Source organism: Amycolatopsis sp. NPDC051903 (assembly GCF_044452505.1).
Taxonomy (GTDB): Bacteria; Actinomycetota; Actinomycetes; order Mycobacteriales; family Pseudonocardiaceae; genus Amycolatopsis.
The window spans coordinates 55,959-75,537 of record NZ_JBITBT010000038.1; the positions used below are offsets into that span (position 1 = coordinate 55,959).

A 19,579-nucleotide genomic window follows, 5' to 3' on the forward strand; every position below is an offset into this window, starting at 1 on the left:
GAGTGCAGGAGATCCATGTCAGACGCAGACAAGCTTCGCGACTATCTCAAGCGGGCCACCGAAGAACTGCTCCAGACCCGCCGGCAGCTCTCCGAGGTCGAGTCGGCGAGCCGGGAGCCGCTCGCGATCGTCGGGATGGCGTGCCGGTTCCCGGGTGAGGTGAACTCGCCGGACGACCTGTGGGACGTGGTGGTGTCCGGCCGGGACGCGATCGGGGGCTTCCCCACCGACCGCGGCTGGGACCTGGCCGCGCTGCGCAACGGCGGCTCGGCCACCCAGCTCGGCGGGTTCGTGTACGACGCCACCCAGTTCGACGCGGCGTTCTTCGGGATCTCGCCGCGGGAGGCTCTCGCGATGGACCCGCAGCAGCGGATCCTGCTGGAGACCGCGTGGGAGGCGCTCGAACGCGCCGGGATCCCGACCGGCTCCCTCAAGGAGACGCGGACGGGCGTGTTCGTCGGCGGCACCACGCGCAGCTACCTGGAGGAGAAGACCGCGAAGGCCCCGGGCCTCGAGGGCTACCGGCTGACGGGCGGCACCGCGAGCGTGATGTCGGGGCGCATCTCGTACCTGCTGGGGCTGGAAGGTCCGTCGGTCACCGTGGACACCGCGAGCTCGTCCTCGCTGGTCGCGTTGCACCTGGCCGCGCAGTCGCTACGGCTGGGCGAGAGTGATCTGGCGCTCGTGGGTGGCGTGACCGTGATGTCCACGCCGGACGTGTTCGTCGAGTTCACCCGCCACGGCGGCCTGGCCGAGGACGGCCGGTGCAAGTCGTTCGCCGAGGCCGCCGACGGGACCGGGTGGGCCGAAGGCGTGGGCATGATCGCGGTCGAGCGGCTGTCCACCGCGCAGGAACTGGGACACCGGGTGCTGGCGGTGGTCCGGGGTTCGGCCGTGAACCAGGACGGTGCGTCCAACGGGCTCACCGCGCCCAGCGGCCCGTCGCAGCAACGCCTGATCCGCGACGCGCTCGCCCGCTCCGGGGTGTCGCCGCTGGAGATCGACGCGGTCGAGGCCCACGGCACCGGCACCCGGCTCGGGGACCCGATCGAAGCCCAGGCGCTGCTCGCCACCCTGGGGCAGGGGCGCGAAAAGGGCCGTCCACTGTGGATCGGCTCGGTGAAGTCGAACATCGGGCACACCGAGGTCGCGTCCGGCGTGGCCGGTGTCATCAAGATGGTCGAGGCGATGCGCTACGGCGTCCTGCCGAAGACCCTGCACGTCGACCGGCCCAGCACGCACGTGGACTGGAGTGTCGGCGACGTGCGGCTGCTCACCGAGCAGATCCCGTGGCCGGAGACAGGTCGCCCGCGCCGCGCGGGGGTGTCGGGGTTCGGGATCAGCGGGACGAACGCGCACGTCGTCCTCGAACAGGCCCCCGACGGCGCGGAGCCTGCGGCGACGCCCGATGACGGTGCGCCGAAACCCGTGCTGGTGTCCGCCCGGTCGGCGCAGGCGCTGCGTGACCAGGCGGACCGGCTGGCGGCCTGGGTGGAGCGCCGCCCCGAGCTGACGGTGGCCGATCTCGCGTGGTCGTCGGCGACGACCCGCTCCAGTTTCGAGCACCGCGCGGTCGTGGTGGCGACGGACCGGGCCGAGGTCCTGTCGGGCCTGCGGGCGCTGGCCGACGATGTCGCCGATCCGGCCGTGTTCTCGAACGAGACCCGGGGCCTGGGCCGGCTGGCGGTGGTGTTCTCCGGTCAGGGTGCCCAACGGGCCGGGATGGGTCGTGAGCTTTCGGCGCGGTTCCCGGTGTTCGCGGAGGCGCTCGACGAGGTGTGTGCGCTGCTGGATCCGGTGCTGGCGGGCGAAAAACCGTTGCGGGATGTGATGTTCGCCGAGGCGGAGACCCCGGACGCGGGTCTGCTGGATCAGACTGGGTATACGCAGCCGGCGTTGTTCGCGTGGCAGACGGCGTGGTTGCGGCTGTTGCGGTCGTGGGGGATCCGGCCGGACTTCGTGATGGGGCATTCCATCGGTGAGATCAGCGCGGCGCACGCGGCCGGAGTCTTCTCTCTGGAAGACGCGTGCACGCTCGTCGCTGCGCGCGCCAACCTGATGCAGGCTCTTCCGGAAGGCGGGGCCATGCTGGCGGTCGCGGCCGAGGAAGCCGAGATCACGTCGTTGCTGGCCGACGTCGACGGCATCGGCATCGCGGCGGTCAACGCCCCGCACTCCGTGGTGCTTTCCGGGGACGAGGACGCTGTCGTGGACCTCGGCCGGGTGCTGAGCGATCAGGAGTACAAGACCACGCGGTTGCGGGTCAGCCACGCGTTCCACTCGGCGCGGATGAACCCGATGCTAGGCGGGTTCCGGGCGGCGATCGCGGGGATTTCCTTCCAGGAACCGGCCGTGCCGCTGGTCTCGAACCTCACCGGTGAACTGGCCGGTGCCGAAGTGGCCACCGTGGACTACTGGGTCCGGCACGTGCGGGAGCCGGTGCGCTTCGCCGATGGAGTGTCCACCTTGGACCGCCAAGGTGCTGCCGTGTTCGTCGAAGGCGGACCGAGCAGTGCCCTGTCCGCAATGATCCACACCACCCTCGACGCCGAGGCGGCCACGGTGATCCCCGCGGTCCGCAAGGACCAGGACGAGGCCGCCGGAGCCATCACCGCGCTCGCCCACCTGCACACGGCCGGCGCCGAGCTCGACTGGCCGGCGGTGTTCGCCGGAATGGGTGCCCAGGCGCGTCGGGTACCGCTGCCGACGTATGCGTTCCAGCACGAGCGGTTCTGGCCGGGTGTGGTGGTGCCCGCGGGTGACGTGGGCGCGGCCGGGCTGGACGTGGTCGACCATCCGTTGCTGGGCGCGGGTGTCTCGCTGCCCGGCGTGGAAAGCCAGGTGTTCAGCGGGCGGGTGTCGGTGGACACGCATCCGTGGCTGGCCGATCACGCCGCGAACGGTGTGGTGATTCTCCCGGGCACCGCGTTCGTGGAGCTGGTCGGCCACGCCGGCGCCGCGCTCGGGTGCGCGCGGATCGGTGACCTCACGCTGCACGAGCCGCTGGTTCTGCCGGAACACGACGGAATCGACTTGCAGGTGCTGGTGGGCTCGCCGGAGCGAGACGGGGACAGGCCGGTCTTGGTGCACTCGCGGACTGCGGCGGACCAGCCGTGGACCCGGCACGCGAGTGCGACGGTCACCGCCGCGCCGGCCGAGGCAGTGGTGGGCTGGGCCGACCAGGCGTGGCCGCCGGCGGACGCCGTCGCGGTCGCACTGGACGGGTTCTACGAGCAGACCGGTGTGGCCGGGGAGTCGGCGTTCGACTACGGGCCGGTGTTCCAGGGTCTTCAAACGGTGTGGACGCGGGGCGATGAGGTATTCGCCGAAGTCGCGTTGCCGCCGTCCGCACGCGAGCAGGTGGGCCGGTTCGGCCTGCACCCGGCGTTGCTGGACGCGGCGTTGCAAGCGAGCGTGTTCGCTCCGCTGGCACCGGTCGAGCACGGCAGGATGCCGTTCTCCTTCGCCGGTGTCGCGGTGCGCGCGGCCGGTGCGACCACCCTGCGGGTCCGGTTGACCGTGACCGGTCCGGATACGGTCTCCGTCGAGGCCGTGGATCCGGTCGGTACTCCGGTGGCCACCCTGACCTCTCTGGTGCTGCGGCCGATTACCGCCGACCGGCTGACCGATGCGGCGCCGGGCACGCTGCTGCGCCTGGAATGGCTGGAAACGCAGCCGGCCTCCGGGGCGCCTTCGGCGACCTGGGTGACGCTGGACGCGGACCTGGGTGAGCTCCCGGCTGAGCCGGGTGACGTCGTGCACGGCCTCGACGAACTGGTCGGCGCGGGTGTCCCGGACGTGGTGCTGGTTCCGGTGCAGGGTCGCGGCGAAGACGTCGCCGAAGCCGTCGAAACGGCGTCCACGGCGGTGCTGGATCTGCTGCGGTCGTGGCTCGCCCGGCCGGAGCTGGAGGCGGCCAAGCTGGTGTTCCTGACCAGCAACGCCGCCGGCACCGGACTGGTGACGGATCTCGCCGCCGCCGCGGTGTGGGGCCTGGTCCGGTCCGCCCAGACCGAACACCCCGATCGGTTCGTCCTCGTCGACCACGACGGTGCACCGATGTCCACGCTGGCGGACACGGCCCTCGCGGAACCGCAACTCGCGATGCGCGAGGACCGCGTTACCGTGCCCCGGCTCGTGCCGGCGTCGACGCCGGAAACCACGACGGACTCGTGGGGGCGGGGAACCGTGGTGATCACCGGCGGGACCGGCGGCTTGGGCGCCGCCCTTGCGCGGCACTTGGTGACCGAGCGCGGTGCGCGCCGGCTTTTGCTGATCAGCCGACGCGGCCCGGAAGCCCCCGGCGCAGCCGAACTTCGAACCGAACTGACCGAACTGGGTGCCGATGTCACCATCGCGGCCTGCGACATCGCCGACCGGGCCGCACTGGCCGCGGTGCTGGCTGATCACCCGGTAGCCGCCGTCGTCCAGACCGCGGGGGTACTCGCGGACGCGACGATCACGTCCCTGACCCCCGAGGCCGTCAAGCGGGTGCTTGAGCCGAAGGTCCGGGGCACGTGGAACCTGCACGAGCTCACTCGCGAAGCCGGCCTGTCGGCGTTCGTCGTGTTCTCGTCCATGGCCGGCCTCCTGGGCGCGGCCGGGCAAGGAAACTACGCCGCGGCCAACTCGTTCCTCGACGCCCTCGCTTCGCACCGGCGGGCCCACGGGCAGCCAGCCGTCTCACTGGCTTGGGGTGCGTGGTCGCAGCAAACCGGCATGACCAGCGAGCTGTCCGAGGCCGACATCCAGCGCATGGCCCGCGCCGGGTTCCCGCCGATGAGCATCGAACAGGGGCTCGCCCTGTTCGATCAGGCGATGGCCGCCCGTGAACCCGTGCTGGCCGCCACGCGCCTCGACCGCTCGGCGGTGTCCGCGCCGTCGTCCCGCGTGCTCGACGCGTTGGTCACGCGCGCACCCGTCCGCGCGGCGGCGAAGGCCACGGCCGGGACTTCGCTGGGGCAGCGGCTTTCGGCCATGCCGCCGGCTGAGCGGCTGCGCCGGTTGACCGAGCTGGTGCGTGCCGAAGTTGCCGCTGTGCTGGGCCACGCGACGCCGGACGAGGTGCAGCCCACCCAGGTGCTGAAGGAGCTGGGCCTGGACTCACTGGCGTCCATCGAGCTGCGCAACCGGCTCAACGAGCTCACCGGCCTGCGGCTGCCGCCCACGATCGCCTTCGACAACCCCACCGCCGCACTGCTGTCGGAGTCCCTGCTCGCCGATCTGGTGGCCGATCCCGCCGCGACCGTCGAGCAGACACCGGTCCTGGCGCCGCGCGACGACGACCCGGTCGTGCTGGTCGGGATGGGCTGCCGGTACCCGGGCGGCGTGACCTCGCCGGAAGACCTGTGGGACCTGGTCGCGTCCGGGCGCGACGTGATCGGCGGGTTCCCCACCGATCGCGGCTGGGACCTGGGCGCGCTGCGCGACGGCGACTCCGACACCCTCGTGGGCGGGTTCCTCTACGAGGCCGCGGAGTTCGACGCCGGGTTCTTCGGGATCTCGCCGCGCGAAGCGCTGGCGATGGACCCGCAGCAGCGGCTGCTGCTCGAAACCACGTGGGAAGCCCTCGAACGCGCGGGCATCGATCCCCGGACGCTGAAGGGAAGCCGCACCGGTGTGTTCGTCGGCGCCTCCCACTACGGCTACCTGGACGAGAAGAGCTCACTGCGCGACGAGCTGGAAGCCCACCTGCTGACGGGCAGCACGTCGAGCGTGATGTCGGGCCGGATCGCCTACACGCTGGGGCTGGAGGGGCCCGCGGTCACGATCGACACCGCGTGCTCGTCGTCGCTGGTGGCGCTGCACCTGGCCACGCAGTCGCTGCGGTCAGGTGAGTGCGACCTGGCGGTGGTCGGCGGCGTCTCGGTGATGTCGCAGCCGCGGGTGTTCGTCGGCCTGAGCCGGCAGAAGGTGCTGTCGGTGGACGGCCGGTGCAAGGCGTTCGCGGAGACCGCGGACGGCACCGGGTTCGCCGAAGGCGTCGGTGTTCTCGCGGTCGAGCGCTTGTCGACGGCGCGGGAACGCGGGCACCGCGTGCTCGCGGTGGTGCGCGGCTCGGCGATGAACCAGGACGGCGCGTCGAACGGGCTGACCGCGCCGAACGGGGCTTCCCAGCGCCGGGTGATCACGGACGCGCTGACTCGCTCCGGGGTGCTGCCGACGGAGATCGACGCCGTGGAAGCGCACGGCACCGGCACGCGCCTGGGTGACCCGATCGAAGCGCACGCGCTCATCGAAACCGTGGGGCAGGGACGGGAAAACGGCCATCCGGTGTGGATCGGGTCGGTGAAGTCCAACATCGGGCACGCCCAGGCCGCGGCCGGCGCCGCCGGGATCATCAAGATGGTCCAGGCCATCCGGCACCGCGTGCTGCCGCGGACGCTGCACGTCGACGAGCCCACCACGCACGTGGACTGGGACGCCGGCGCGGTGCGCGTGCTGACCGAGCAGATCCCGTGGCCTGAGACGGGCCGGCCGCGGCGCGCCGGGGTGTCCGGGTTCGGCATCAGCGGCACCAACGCGCACATCATCCTCGAACAGGCGCCCCCGCAGGACGAGCCGGCGGCCGCCGCGGCCGCCGACGGGCCGGTGCCGATCGTGGTGTCGGGCCAGTCCGCTCCCGCGGTGCGCGAGCAGGCGGCCCGGCTCGTCGAGCTCGTCGAACGGGACACCGACCTGGCGCTGGCCGATGTGGCGTGGTCGCTGGCCACGACCCGGTCGGCGTTCGACCACCGCGCGGCCGTGGTGGCCGCGGACCGCGACGAGGCGCTGTCCGGGCTGCGGGCGCTGGCCGCGGGCGAGCCCGGACCGGCCGTGGTGACAGGCGAAGTCACCGGAGCCGGCGGCCTGGTGTTCGTGTTCCCCGGCCAGGGTTCGCAGTGGGCCGGCATGGGCCGGGAGCTGATGGAGACCTCGGCCGTGTTCCGCGAGTCCATCGAGGACTGTCAGAACGCGTTGGCGCCGTGGATCTCCTGGTCGCTGACCGACGTGCTCACCGATCCCGCCGGCGCGGACCTGCTGGAGCGGCTCGACGTCGTTCAGCCCGTGCTGTGGGCGATGAACCTCTCGCTGGCGAAGGTGTGGCGGTCGTACGGGGTCGAGCCGGATGCCGTGATCGGGCACAGCCAGGGCGAGATCGCCGCGGCTTGTTTCGCGGGCGCGCTGTCCCTCGAGGACGGTGCGCGGGTGATCGCCCTGCGCAGTCAGGTGCTGTCCGCGATGGTCGGCGACGGCGGAGTGGTCCTGGTGTCCCTGCCCGCGGACGACGTGCGGGAGCGGCTCGTCGACGGCCTCGCCATCGCGGGGATCAACGGGCCCACCTCGGTCGGCGTCGCCGGTGACACCGAGACGCTGAAGCGGTTCATGGCGGACTGCGAAGCCGACGGGATCCGGGCCCGCTGGGTACCGGCTTCGATCGCGACGCACTGCGAACGCGTGGCGCCGTACCGGGAGCAGTTGCTGCAGCTGCTCGCGCCGGTCACGCCGCGCACGGGCGACGTCCGGTTCTTCTCCACGGTCCGGGCCGACTGGCTGGACGGTGCCGAGCTGGACGCCGAGTACTGGTACCAGAACGCACTGCGGCCCGTGCTGTTCGAACCCGCCGTGCGGACCTTGCTGGCCGAAGGCCACCACGCCTTCGCCGAGGTGAGCGCGCACCCGGTGACCACCGTTCCCCTCGGGGAGACCGCCGAGGCGGCCGGATCGGGGGCCGTCGTGACCGGCACCCTGCGCCGGGGTCAGGGATCCGCGCACCGGCTGCTGACCTCGCTGGCCACTCTGCAGACCGCCGGCGTGGCCGTCGACTGGCCCGCGGTCTTCTCCGGCGGGAGGAAGGTCGACCTGCCGACCTACGCGTTCCAGCACCAGCGCTACTGGCCCGAGATCACCGCGGAGCCGGCCACCGTCCACCCGGGGTCCGAAGTGGACGCCGAGTTCTGGGCGGCGGTGAACGGCGGGGACACCACGCGGCTCGCGGCGGAGCTGTCCCTCGAGGAATCGTCGCTGGCGCCGTTGTTGCCGGCCTTGTCGTCCTGGCGCCGGCGGCAGGAGGACCGGGCCACGTTGGCCGGGGCCGGGTACGAGGTCACCTGGACCTCGGTCGCGCCGCCGGCCTCGGCCGGGGCGCCCGCTCCGTGGTGGGTGTTCGTGCCGGCCGGATACGACGACCAGCCGGTGATCGCCGGCCTGCGCCGGCAGCTGACCGACGCCGGCGCGGCGGTGACCACGACGGAGGTCCGGGCCGAGGACGTCGATCGGGAAGCGCTGGCCGCGCGGATCACGGCTCTCGGGGAAGCGCCGGCCGGAGTGGTGTCGTTCCTGGCCTGGCACGACGAAGCGGCCGATGCGGACAGTCATGTGCCGATCGGCCTGAAGCTGACGGCACTGCTGGTCCAGGCGCTGGGAGACGCCGCGGTGGCGGCGCCGGCGTGGTGCGTGACCCGGGGCGCGGTCGCCGTCGACGACTCGCGGGAGGTTTCGCGTCCGGCCCAGGCCGCCGTGTGGGGCTGGGGCCGGACCGCGGCGGTCGAGCACGCCCAGCGCTGGGGTGGCCTGATCGACGTCCCCGAGACCGCCGATCCGGACGCGGTCGCCGGGCAGGTCGCGGCGGTCCTCGTGTCCGGCGGCGGGCAGGAGGACCAGCTGGCGGTGCGGCCGTCCGGGACCTGGGCCCGGCGCCTGGCCCACCGGGCGATCGATCCGGTGCCGGACCCGACGTGGGAGATGCCCGCCGAGGGCAGCGTGCTCGTCACCGGCGGGACCGGTGCGCTGGGCGCGCAGACCGCCCGGTGGCTGGCCGAAGGCGGAGTGCCGCACCTCGTGCTCGTGAGCCGCGAAGGATCGCTGGCCCCGGGTGCGCGGGAACTGGAGGCGGAGCTGGGCGCGTTCGGCGCGCGGGTGACCTTCGTGGCGGGCGACGCCGCCGACCGGGAAGCGATGGCGAAGACGATCGCCGCGATTCCCGCGGAGTACCCGCTGGCGGGGGTCGTGCACACGGCCGCCGTGCTGCAGGGCGGCACCATCGACGGCGTGACCGGCGAAGAGCTGGCCACGGTGTTCCGGCCCAAGGTCGATGCCGCCATGGTGCTGCACGAGCTCACCCAGGGACTGAACCTCGCGATGTTCGTGATGGTCTCGTCGGTCATCGGGACCGTCGGCGGGGTCGGGCTCGGCTCGTACGCGGCGGCCAACGCCTACCTCGACGGGCTGGCCCAGTACCGCCGGGCGCACGGGCTTCCCGCCACCGCCATCGCGTGCGACGGCCGCGGCGAGGGAGCGACGCGGCGCAGCCTGCGCACCTTCGACCTGATCGGGATTTCCCCGGCCATGGCGGTGGAAGGCATGCGGCGCGTGCTGGAACGCGGCGACGCCACGGCCGTGATCGCCGACGTGGACTGGAAGCAGTTCCTCGCCATCTTCACCGCGGCCCGGCCGAGTGCGCTGCTCGGCGATCTGCCCGAGGTGAACCGGTCGGCGGAGCAGGTGGACGCGGGCCTGGCGGTCGACCCGGCCGTGCGCCTGCGGACCCGGCTGGCCGCGCTGGCGCACGCCGACCGGATCCGGACGGTGCTCGACCTCGTGCGGGTCCAGCTCGCGGCCGTGCTCGGCTACACCGACTCGGCTCCGATCCCGGAGAACCGGGCGTTCCGCGATCTGGGCTTCGACTCGCTGACGGCGGTGGAGCTGCGCAACATCCTGAGCATGGCCACGGGCCTGGACCTGCCCCGGACCCTGGTCTTCGACTACCCGACGCCCACCGACCTCGCCCAGCACCTGCTCGACGAACTGCTGGGCGAGGAGGGCCGGCCCGGGAACTCGGTGCTGCTGGGCAAGGTGGCGGCGCTGGAATCGGAGCTGCGGTCGGTGGAGGTCGCCGCGTCCGAACGGGCGCTGATCGCCGATCGGCTGCAGCAGCTGCTGAGCGAATGGCGATCGGAGGAGCCGGAGTCCGGTGCGGCACTGGACGAGGCGACCGACGACCAGCTGTTCGAACTGATGGGCAAGGAATTCGGGATTTCCTGACTTCGGAGGAGAAAGCATGAGCGACGAGCAGGAAAAGCTCCGGCACTTCCTGAAGCGGGCGATCGAGGAGCTGCGCGAGACGCGGGATCGACTGCATGAGACCGAATCCGGCCTGCGTGAACCGATCGCGATCGTGGGCATGGGCTGCCGGTTCCCGGGTGACGTGACTTCCCCCGAGCAGCTGTGGGACGTCGTGGCCGGCGGCCGCGACGTGACGTCGGCCTTTCCCACCGACCGCGGCTGGGACGCGGCGAGCCTGCGTGCGGGCGGGTCGGCCACCGGACGCGGCGGCTTCCTGCACGACGCCGCCGACTTCGACGCGGGGTTCTTCGGCATCCCGCCGCGTGAGGCGATGGCGATGGATCCCCAGCAGCGGCTGCTGCTGGAGACCACGTGGGAAGCCCTGGAACGAGCGGGGATCAGGCCCGAGGTGCTGCGCGGCAGCAGGACCGGTGTGTTCGTCGGGTCGAACGCGCAGGACTACGTCCACACCTCGCTGAAGGCGCGCGACGAGCTGGAGGGTTACCTGCTCACCGGCAGCTCGTCGAGCGTGCTGTCGGGTCGGGTCGCCTACCTGCTGGGCCTCGAAGGCCCGGCGGTCACGGTCGACACGGCGTGTTCGGCGTCGCTGGTCGCCCTGCACTGGGCGACGCAGTCGCTGCGGCTCGGCGAGTGCGATCTCGCTTTGGTCGGCGGCGTCTCGGTGATGTCCACGCCGGAGGTGTTCATCGACTTCTCGCTGCAGGGCGGACTGGCGCCCGACGGGCGGTGCAAGTCGTTCGCCGAAGCGGCGGACGGGGCCGGGTTCGCCGAGGGCGCCGGAGTCCTGGTCGTCGAGCGGTTGTCGCGGGCGCAGGAGCTGGGGCACCGGGTGCTGGCCGTGGTGCGGGGTTCGGCGGTGAACCAAGACGGTGCGTCCAACGGCCTCACGGCCCCCAACGGCCCTTCGCAGCAGCGGGTCATCCGCGACGCGCTGGCCAACGCCGGGCTGTCCGCGCCCGAGATCGACGTCGCCGAAGCCCACGGCACCGGGACCCGGCTCGGGGACCCGATCGAGGCCCAGGCGCTGCTCGCCACCCTCGGGCAGGGCCGGGACGAGGGGAATCCGCTGTGGCTCGGGTCGGTGAAGTCCAACATCGGCCACGTGCAGGCCGCGGCCGGGATCGCGGGCATCGTGAAGATGGCCCAGGCCATGCGGCACGGTGTGCTGCCGCGGACGCTGCACGTCGACCGGCCCACCACCGCGGTGGACTGGAGTGCCGGTTCGGTGCGGTTGCTGACCGAGCAGCTCCCGTGGCCGGACACGGGCCGGCCACGCCGGGCCGGGGTGTCGGGGTTCGGCATCAGCGGCACGAACGCCCACGTGGTTCTCGAGCAGGCGCCCGAGGTCCCGGAGCCGGCCGCGACCTCGGACGACGGCGCACCGAAGCCGGTGCTCGTCTCGGGTCGGTCGGCGCAGGCGCTGCGTGACCAGGCGGGTCGGCTGACGTCGTTGCTGGAGCGGGAACCCGAGCTGGGAGTGACGGACCTGGCGTGGTCGTCGGTGACCACGCGCTCGAGTTTCGATCACCGGGCCGTGGTGGTGGCCGCGGATCGGGCCGAGGCGCTGTCGGGACTGCGGGCGCTGGCCACCGGGGCTCCCGACCCGGCCGTGGTGTCGGGGACGGCGGGGGCGGTGGGCCGCGTCGCGCTCGTCTTTTCCGGGCAGGGTGCGCAGCGGGTCGGAATGGGTCGTTCGCTGTCGGCGCGGTTCCCGGTGTTCGCCGAGGCGCTCGACGAGGTGTGTGCGCTGCTGGATCCGGTGCTGGCGGGTGAAAAGCCGTTGCGGGACGTGATGTTCGCGGAGCCCGAACCGCTCGACCGGACGGGCTATACGCAGCCGGCGTTGTTCGCGTGGCAGACGGCGTGGTTCCGGCTCCTGGGATCGTGGGGTGTCCGGCCGGACTTCGTGCTGGGTCATTCGATCGGCGAGATCAGCGCGGCGCACGCGGCCGGGGCGTTCTCGCTGGAGGACGCGTGCACGCTCGTGGCCGCGCGCGCCGATTTGATGCAGGCCTTGCCGAATGGTGGGGCGATGCTGGCCGTCGCGGCCGGGGAAACCGAACTCGCGAGTGTCCTGGCCGGCCACGACGTCGACCTCGCGGCCGTCAACGCCGCGGAGTCCGTGGTGGTGTCCGGGGCCGGGGAAGCGATCGAGGACCTCCGTCGGGTGCTGGGGGAGCGGAGGTACAAGACCACGCGGCTGCGCGTCAGCCACGCGTTCCACTCGGCGCTCATGGATCCGATGCTGGCCGAGTTCCGTGCGGCGATCAGCGGGATCGCTTTCCACGAGCCGGTGATCCCGCTGGTGTCCAACCTGGCCGGTGCCGAGGTGACCACTGTGGACCACTGGGTCCGGCACGTGCGCGAGCCGGTGCGGTTCGCCGACGGGGTCGCCACGCTCGAGAAGAACGGCGTCACGGTGTTCCTCGAAGCCGGACCCCGCGCCACCCTGTCGCCCATGATCCACACCGACCTCGATCCGGACCGGACCACCGTGGTGCCCGCGGTCCGCAAGGACCAGGACGAGGCCGCCGGAGCGGTCGCCGCCGTCGCACACTCGCACACCGCGGGAGCCGACGTGGACTGGCCGGCGGTGATCGGGGTGCGAGGCCGGCACGTCGACCTGCCCACCTACGCGTTCCAGCGCCGGCGGTACTGGCCCGACGTCGCTACGCCGACCGTCCACACCGGACCGGACGGAGCCGGGTCGCTCCTGCGCTGGGGATGGGTGCCTGCCGGTACCCGGCCCGGCGGCGAACTCGACGTGGTCCGTGTACGTGATCCGCGGGAGCTGGCCGGCCTCACCGGCGAGGTCCCGGACGTGGTGCTGGTTCCGCTGTACGAACGGAAAGCGGGCCCGGCTGCCGTCGAGGACGTCCGGGCGGGCACGGTCGAGGTGCTGGAGCTGCTGCAAGCCTGGCTGGCGAATCCCGGCCTGGCCGACACCCGCCTGGTGCTCCAGACCAGCGGCGCCGTGCGCACGAGCGGCGGTGAGCCGGCTCCGGATCTCACCGCGGCCGCGGTGTGGGGGCTGGTCAAGTCGGCTCAGGCGGAGCACCCGGACCGCTTCGTCCTCGTCGACCACGACACACCACCGTCGCCCGAGGTGCTGGCGGCCGCCCTCGCCGCGGAGGAGCCTCAGCTCGCCGTCCGCGGCGACCAGGTTCTGATGCCGCGGCTGGAGCCGGCCGTCGAAGCGCCGGCGGCTTCCGAGCTGTGGAACCGGGGAACCGTGCTGATCACCGGGGGCACCAGCGGGCTGGGCGCCGCGCTGGCCCGGCACCTGGTGCGCCACCGCGGCGCCGATCGCCTGCTGCTGATCAGCCGGCAGGGTCCACGGGCGGCCGGTGCGGCCGAGCTGCGAGCGGAGCTGACCGAACTCGGTGCCGAGGTCACGTTGGCGGCGTGCGACGTGAGCGATCGCGACGAAGTGGCTGCGGTGCTCGCCGAACACGGTCCGGTGACCGCGGTCGTGCACGCCGCGGGCGTGCTGGCGGACGCGACGATCGAGTCGCTGACGCCCGAAGCGGTCGCCCGGGTGCTGGAACCCAAGGTGCGGGGCGCGTGGAACCTGCACGAGCTGACCCGGGACACGGAGCTGTCGGCGTTCGTGATGTTCTCCTCCCTGTCCGGGCTCCTGGGCGCGGCCGGGCAGGGCAACTACGCCGCCGCCAACACTTTCCTGGACGCCTTCGCCCAGCACCGCAGGGCGCACGGCCTGCCCGCCCTGTCGCTGGCCTGGGGAGCGTGGTCGGAGCAGGGCGGCATGACCGGCACCCTGTCCGATCAGGACCTGCGGCGACTGGCGAGCGCCGGGCTGGCGCCGATGACCGCGGCGCAGGGCTTCGCGTTGTTCGACCGGGCTGTGACCGTGGACGAAGCCCTCGTCGCCGCCACCCGGCTCGACGGCTCGGCCCGGTCCACGCGGCCATACCCGCTGCTCGAAGGGCTGATCACATCGCCAACCGTACGAGCCGATTCCGGTCTGTCCACACTGGACCCCGGTGACCGGCGCCGAGACGTGGCGGAGGTGGTCCGCACGCAGCTGGCGGAGGTGCTCGGCCGCGGGGCTCCGGGGGACGTCGACCTCGCCGCGCCGTTCAAGGAGTTCGGCATGGACTCGCTCACGTCGATCGAACTGCGCAACCGGCTCGGCAAACTCCTCGGGCTGCGGCTGCCGGCGACCGTGATCTTCGACCACGAAACCCCGGCGGAACTCGTGGAGTACCTGCGCGGCGCCGCCGGCACCGCGCCGGCGAACCCCAGGCCGTCCGGCGCGGGTTCGGCCGACGTCCTGAGCGAGGCGTTCTGGCACTCGGTGGACGCCGGACGAGTCGACGAGGGGGTCGCGCTCGCGCGCACCGTCGCGACGCTCCGCCCGAGGTTCGCTTCGGCGTCGGAACTGGACGGTGGGGTGCGAATCGTGTCGCTGTCCCCGCCGGATGGCGGCCCGCAGCTGATCCTCGTCCCGCCCTTGGTCGCCTTGACCGGTCCGCATCTGTACTCGAGGTTCGCCGAAGCCCTGCCGAGCATCGCCGTGGCGTCGTTCGAGCTTCCGGGGTTCGCCGACGGCGAGCAGCTGCCGGCCGACCGCCGGGCCGTGGTCGAGGTGCTCGCGGACGCGGCCGAGAAGTACGCCGCTGCACGGCCGTTCGTCCTCGGCGGCTACTCCTCCGGCGGGATCCTGGCGCACGAGCTGGCGCTGGCCCTCGCGGACCGGGGCAGCGCGCCCGAGGGCCTCGTTTTCGTCGACACCTACGAGCTCGACGACGGCAACAGCTACTTCGCCGACTTCCAGCGCGAAGTGTTCGAGCACATGCGTGAGCGGGAAAACCCGGCCGCGCCGCTCAACGGCACCCGGCTTTCGGCCCACACCTGGTACTTCGAGACCTTCGCGGACTGGAAACCGGCACCGGTGCCCTTCCCGTCGCTGCTCGTCCGCGCCTCACAGCCGATGCGCGGCATGACCGGCGACTGGCAGGCTGCGTTCGATGCGGTGTCGCGCACGGCCGACTCGCTCGGTGACCACTACGAGATCATGGAAAAGAACGTCGCAGTCACGGCACACGCGGTCCGCGCCTGGCTCGATGAGAACCAGGAGCGCGTGTGACCTCGACCGACGAAGGCCTCTGGTTCCGGCGGTTCGCCGACACCGGCGGGGCGCGCCATCGGGTGGTCTGCTTCCCGCACGCCGGCGGTTCCGCGCCGTTCTTCAAACCGATGGCACTGGCCCTGGCCCCGGCCGCCGACGTCGTGGCCGTGCAGTACCCGGGGCGCCAGGACCGGCGTCACGAGCCGCCGAGGGATCGGGTCACGGATCTGGCGGACGGGATTTCCGCGGCCATGCCCGGGCTTCTGGACCGGCCGTTGACGTTCTTCGGGCACAGCATGGGTGCCGTCGTCGCGTTCGAGGTGGCACGCCGGCTCGCCGACGACCCGCGGTTCCGCTTGACCCGCCTGTTCGCGTCCGGCCGTCCCTCGCCCGCGTTGAGCCGGCCCGGCCGGGTGCACCAGCTCGACGACGACGGCCTGGTCACCGAAATCGCCTCCCTCGGCGGCACGGACGCCCGGCTGCTGCGGGAACCGGAGGTCCGGGCGATGATCCTGCCGGCCGTGCGCGCCGACTACCGCGCGGTCGAGACGTACCGCTTCGACGCCGGTAAACCGCTCGACGTGCCCATCACCGCCCTGATCGGCACAGACGACTCGCACACGACCGTGGCCGAGGCCCAGGACTGGGCCACACACACCACAGCGCCATGCGAGCTGGTCGAGTTCTCCGGCGGTCACTTCTTCCTCGCAGACCACGCAGCGAAGATCATCGAGCTGATCGCCGCCGGTCTCGGCTGAGGCCGCCGGCCCACCGGCGGCGAACGGGATCGGTTCGCCATCCGGCATCTGACCCGGCTTCCGGGAGCTGTGGTCGTGCTGAGTCCGGTCGTCCGGAGATGTCGCACGAGCTCGCCCCGCCGCAGCCATCGACGATCAGCCCCCGCGTCAGGGGTCACCTCATCCGCGCTTCGGATTCCTCAGCGGATGATCGTCGACTCGGTTCCGCTTCAATCAGCCATGGCGATCGGTGAAGTCAGCGAGGGGAGTTGCTTGTCGGACGCGCGGCGAGCCGGCGGAGGAGATGGATTCACGTACGCGATCACGGTGGCGCTCCCGTCCCGTTGGACAAGAAGCCCTCTGGGGCGAAATGGCGGCTCCCGAACCTGGCCCCGAGCAGCTGCAGATCAAGGTCGCCGGCCACTCTGCTCCCTGTCAACGCAGCCTTCGAGCGATCCGCCTTCGCTTCAAGGAGTTTGCGGCAGCTGGCTGATCTCGTAGCTGGTCCAATGGTGCGGGCAGCAGGGCCCGACCAATCCGCACGTGTGGGCTGTGAGGCCCTTGTTGAGTCGAAGCCGGACCGAGATCTTCATCGCCTCGCCGGGCGCGACCCTGGGTCGGGCTCCTCGAATCGAAGCGCGCCGAAAGCTGACCCGCGGCGGGATGGTTCTGGGCTGCCGTGGGTTCGGTTGTCTTGGTCGCCGAGCCGGATGTCGATCTGTTCGATGAGGTGGTCTTCGCGGATGTCGCGTTCCGCGCCGCGTTGAGTGCGTGATCCGATACGGTCGGCACATGGTGTCTCGCCGGGCCAAGGGATGGCTGCTGCTCGTCGGCGTCGCCGTCGTGGGCGCCGTGCTCGGGGTCCTGGCCGGCTTCCTGCTCGGCGACCGGATCGCCGGCGCGGTCACGGGTGTGGTGCTCGTGGTGCTCGGCGTGTACGGCGCACGCGGGCGGGCGCTGGTCGATCGTGGGGCGGAGGTCCGGACGGCGTTGCCGGACCAGGTGCTCGGTGGCCGACCGCGCCGGGTCCGTGAGCTGACCGACCCGGTGCTGCTGGGCGCGCATCCCGCCGCACCCGACGAGAGTAGCCAGGTTCCCGCGTACGTGGTCCGTGATGTCGACGACCGGGTCGATGAAGCGGTGCGCGCCGGCGGGTTCGTGCTGCTGTCCGGCGAATCGACTGCCGGGAAGACGCGCGCCGCCTACGAAGCGGTCCGGCGGGTGCTTCCCGATCACTACCTGGTCGCGCCGGCGTCGCGGGACGCTGTGCGGACCGTGGTAGAGACCGTTGTCGACCTGAGGCGGTGCGTCGTGTGGTTGGACGACGTCGAGCGGTTCTTCGGCGTGCATGGGCTGACCGTGCCACTGCTGGACCGGGTGCTGGCCACAGACGCGGTGGTCCTCGGCACGATTCGCGTTGGCGAGCTCGACCGGTTCGGCGCACGCTACGAGGCCGACAGCGACGACCGCGACGGGTGGCGCGCCGCACGCGAGGTGTTGCGACGGGCCGTCGAGATCCCGTTGCCACGCCGCTGGAGCGTACCGGAGCTGGACCGGGCGAGCAGGTCGTCGGACCGGCGGGTGCGTTCTGCGCTGCGCATGACCGACACGTTCGGGCTCGCCGAACTGCTTGCCGACGGGCCGGAACTGGCGCGGGACTGGCAAAACGCGTGGCGACCGGGCGGCCACCCCCGGGGCGCGTCTCTCATCGCTGCGGCGATCGACTGCCGCCGCGCAGGGCTCAGCGAGCCGGTCCCCGTCGACGTGCTCGCCGAATTGTCCGAGCACTACCTCGACGCACGTGGCGGGGCGGCCCTGCGCCCCGAATCGGTGGACGACGCTGTTCGCTGGGCGACGAAGCCGGCTCGCGGCGCCAGCAGTTTGCTGATCCCCGTCCGCGACGACCGTGTACTCGCCTTCGACTACCTGATCGATCTCGCGACCGACCCGGTGCCGGTGCCCGTCTGGTTGGGCGTCGTGGCGTGGTGCACTCCCGAACAGGCGTTGGGCGTCGGCATCACGGCTCGCCCCCTCGCCCGGTTCGAGGTAACGGAAGCGGCGTTCGAGAAAGCGGCCGCGGCGGGCGTGCCGGGTGCGGCCGCCGGGCTGGCCGAAGGCATTGGCTCGGGCGGTGATCCCGAGCGAGCGATCGCGTTCCTGACCGAGACGCTGACCGGCCTGTCCGCCGGCGACCCGGAGATCGTGCGTCTGCGCAGCATGCTCGCCCGGTTCACCCAGGAGGTCGACGAGAAAGACGCCGGCCGGATGTTCGCCGACCTGCTCGAGGACTGCCACGCGCGGCTTGGCCCGGACCACCCGGACACGCTCGAGACGCGACTGCAGGCAGCCATCCAGCTCGGCAAGTCCCGGTCGCGGGGCGAGGCCAAGCAGCGGCTCATCGAGCTGGTCGACGACTACGCCCGCGTACACGGGCCCGACCACCACCTGACGCTGGGAGTAAAGCACCAGCTTGCAATGTGGACCGGCCGGCACGGCGACCGGGAACAAGCGCTCTCGTTGTTCCGGGACCTCCTCACCGAGCGGGTTCGCATCCAAGGTCCCGATCATCCGAACGTGCTCAGCACTCGTTTCCAGATCGCGGTGTGGACACGTAACAGCGGCGATCCGGAGCGCGCGATCCAGATGTTCACGGAGCTGTTGCCTGACAGCATCCGGATCCTCGGCGAGCACCACCCCCACACAGTGTCCACCCGGTACCGGCTCGGACTCGGCGCGCGGGACGCCGGCCGGCTCGACCTGGCCGCTGAACAGCTCGAGATCGTGCGTGCAGAGTGGACGAAACGGTTCGGCCCGGAAAGCGACCGGGCGAAGCGGATCCGGGAGCTGATCGCTGCGCTCCCGAAAAACGGCTGACGTCGCGTCGAGCCAGGTTTTGGCTCTCGCTTCGGTAGCTCCACCGGCTTCGCCGGCGGTCCACATCGAGACTTGCCGGCGAAGCGGGTCGGGCGGTTCCCGAAGACGTTGGCACAGGCGATCATCCAGAACACCCAGCAGCCCCCGAGTTCGGCGGCGTGGACGGTGACCCCGTCCCCGAAGGCGCGGACGTTCGCCGGTCCCATGAGGATCTTGGCGGCGGGAAGCAGGACGAAGCAGAGCACGGTGGCGAGGGCGGCGTTGCCGAGCAGGGCCGCGGCGGCGACCGTCCACGGCTGGCCCGCTCGTCGCCAGGGCCGGTTTTCGCCGCTACCCCTTTGCGCTTATCTGTCGGATAAAGATATGCTTTTGGCTGCCCGGGAAAAATTCGAATGTTTCTTCCTTGGAAACTGTATCCTTGCTTGTGGCACAAGAGGTCGACATCAAGAGTAGTGCGACCACGGGGGCAAAGGTGCGCGGAAAGTTCCGACGGCCGGTCATTCCAAGAATCACCTTGACCTCCAGAGCTTGCTTCACTATAGCGTTGCACCTGGTGGGCAGTCATGCGAGGTTTCCGCTGACCGAATCTGCTGCATGCTCGCTGAGATTTCCCCGGTGTCGTCAAGCCTGGGTGCAGCCCGAGCGAACGCGTCTCGGGAGCTTGCAGGTCGATGAATAGACGGTTTCTTCTTGTTTTGTCAGTCTGGTCACCTGGCGTCGAAGTCGTGTGGCATGCAACCTGCTGTGATTACTGTCCGCGTGGGAGACTGCAGGACATTCTCCAACGCGCGCCAGTTCGCGCGGTGATGGC

3 protein-coding genes and 1 pseudogene are annotated in these 19,579 nt (G+C 71.7%); all 4 read left to right on the plus strand.

Going from position 1 to position 19,579, the window contains the following annotated elements:
- Positions 1-15: 15 nt before the first annotated feature.
- The 4 genes and pseudogenes from ACIA77_RS42770 (at position 16) to ACIA77_RS42785 (ending at position 18,768) form a co-directional block, all read left to right on the plus strand.
- Complete coding sequence (locus ACIA77_RS42770) at positions 16-10,023, plus strand: type I polyketide synthase (protein ID WP_395891881.1); 10,008 nt, start codon at positions 16-18, stop codon at positions 10,021-10,023.
- 118 nt (positions 10,024-10,141) lie between these two features.
- A pseudogene (locus tag ACIA77_RS42775) lies at positions 10,142-15,175 on the plus strand (SDR family NAD(P)-dependent oxidoreductase); the annotation flags it as partial.
- On the plus strand, positions 15,172-15,915 hold the full coding sequence (locus ACIA77_RS42780; RefSeq protein WP_395891882.1) for a thioesterase II family protein: 744 nt from the start codon (positions 15,172-15,174) through the stop codon (positions 15,913-15,915). The pseudogene ACIA77_RS42775 and the gene ACIA77_RS42780, both read left to right, overlap by 4 nt.
- 771 nt (positions 15,916-16,686) lie before the next feature.
- Positions 16,687-18,768, plus strand: coding sequence for a tetratricopeptide repeat protein (locus tag ACIA77_RS42785; RefSeq protein WP_395891883.1), 2,082 nt, complete (start codon positions 16,687-16,689; stop codon positions 18,766-18,768).
- Positions 18,769-19,579: the final 811 nt, after the last annotated feature.

What these genes read in the sequence shown, in the direction of transcription:
- ACIA77_RS42770 (WP_395891881.1), top strand. Translation starts at nt 16, where the DNA reads ATGTCAGACGCAGACAAGCTTCGCGACTATCTCAAGCGGGCCACCGAA.
- ACIA77_RS42785 (WP_395891883.1), top strand. Translation starts at nt 16,687, where the DNA reads ATGGTGTCTCGCCGGGCCAAGGGATGGCTGCTGCTCGTCGGCGTCGCC.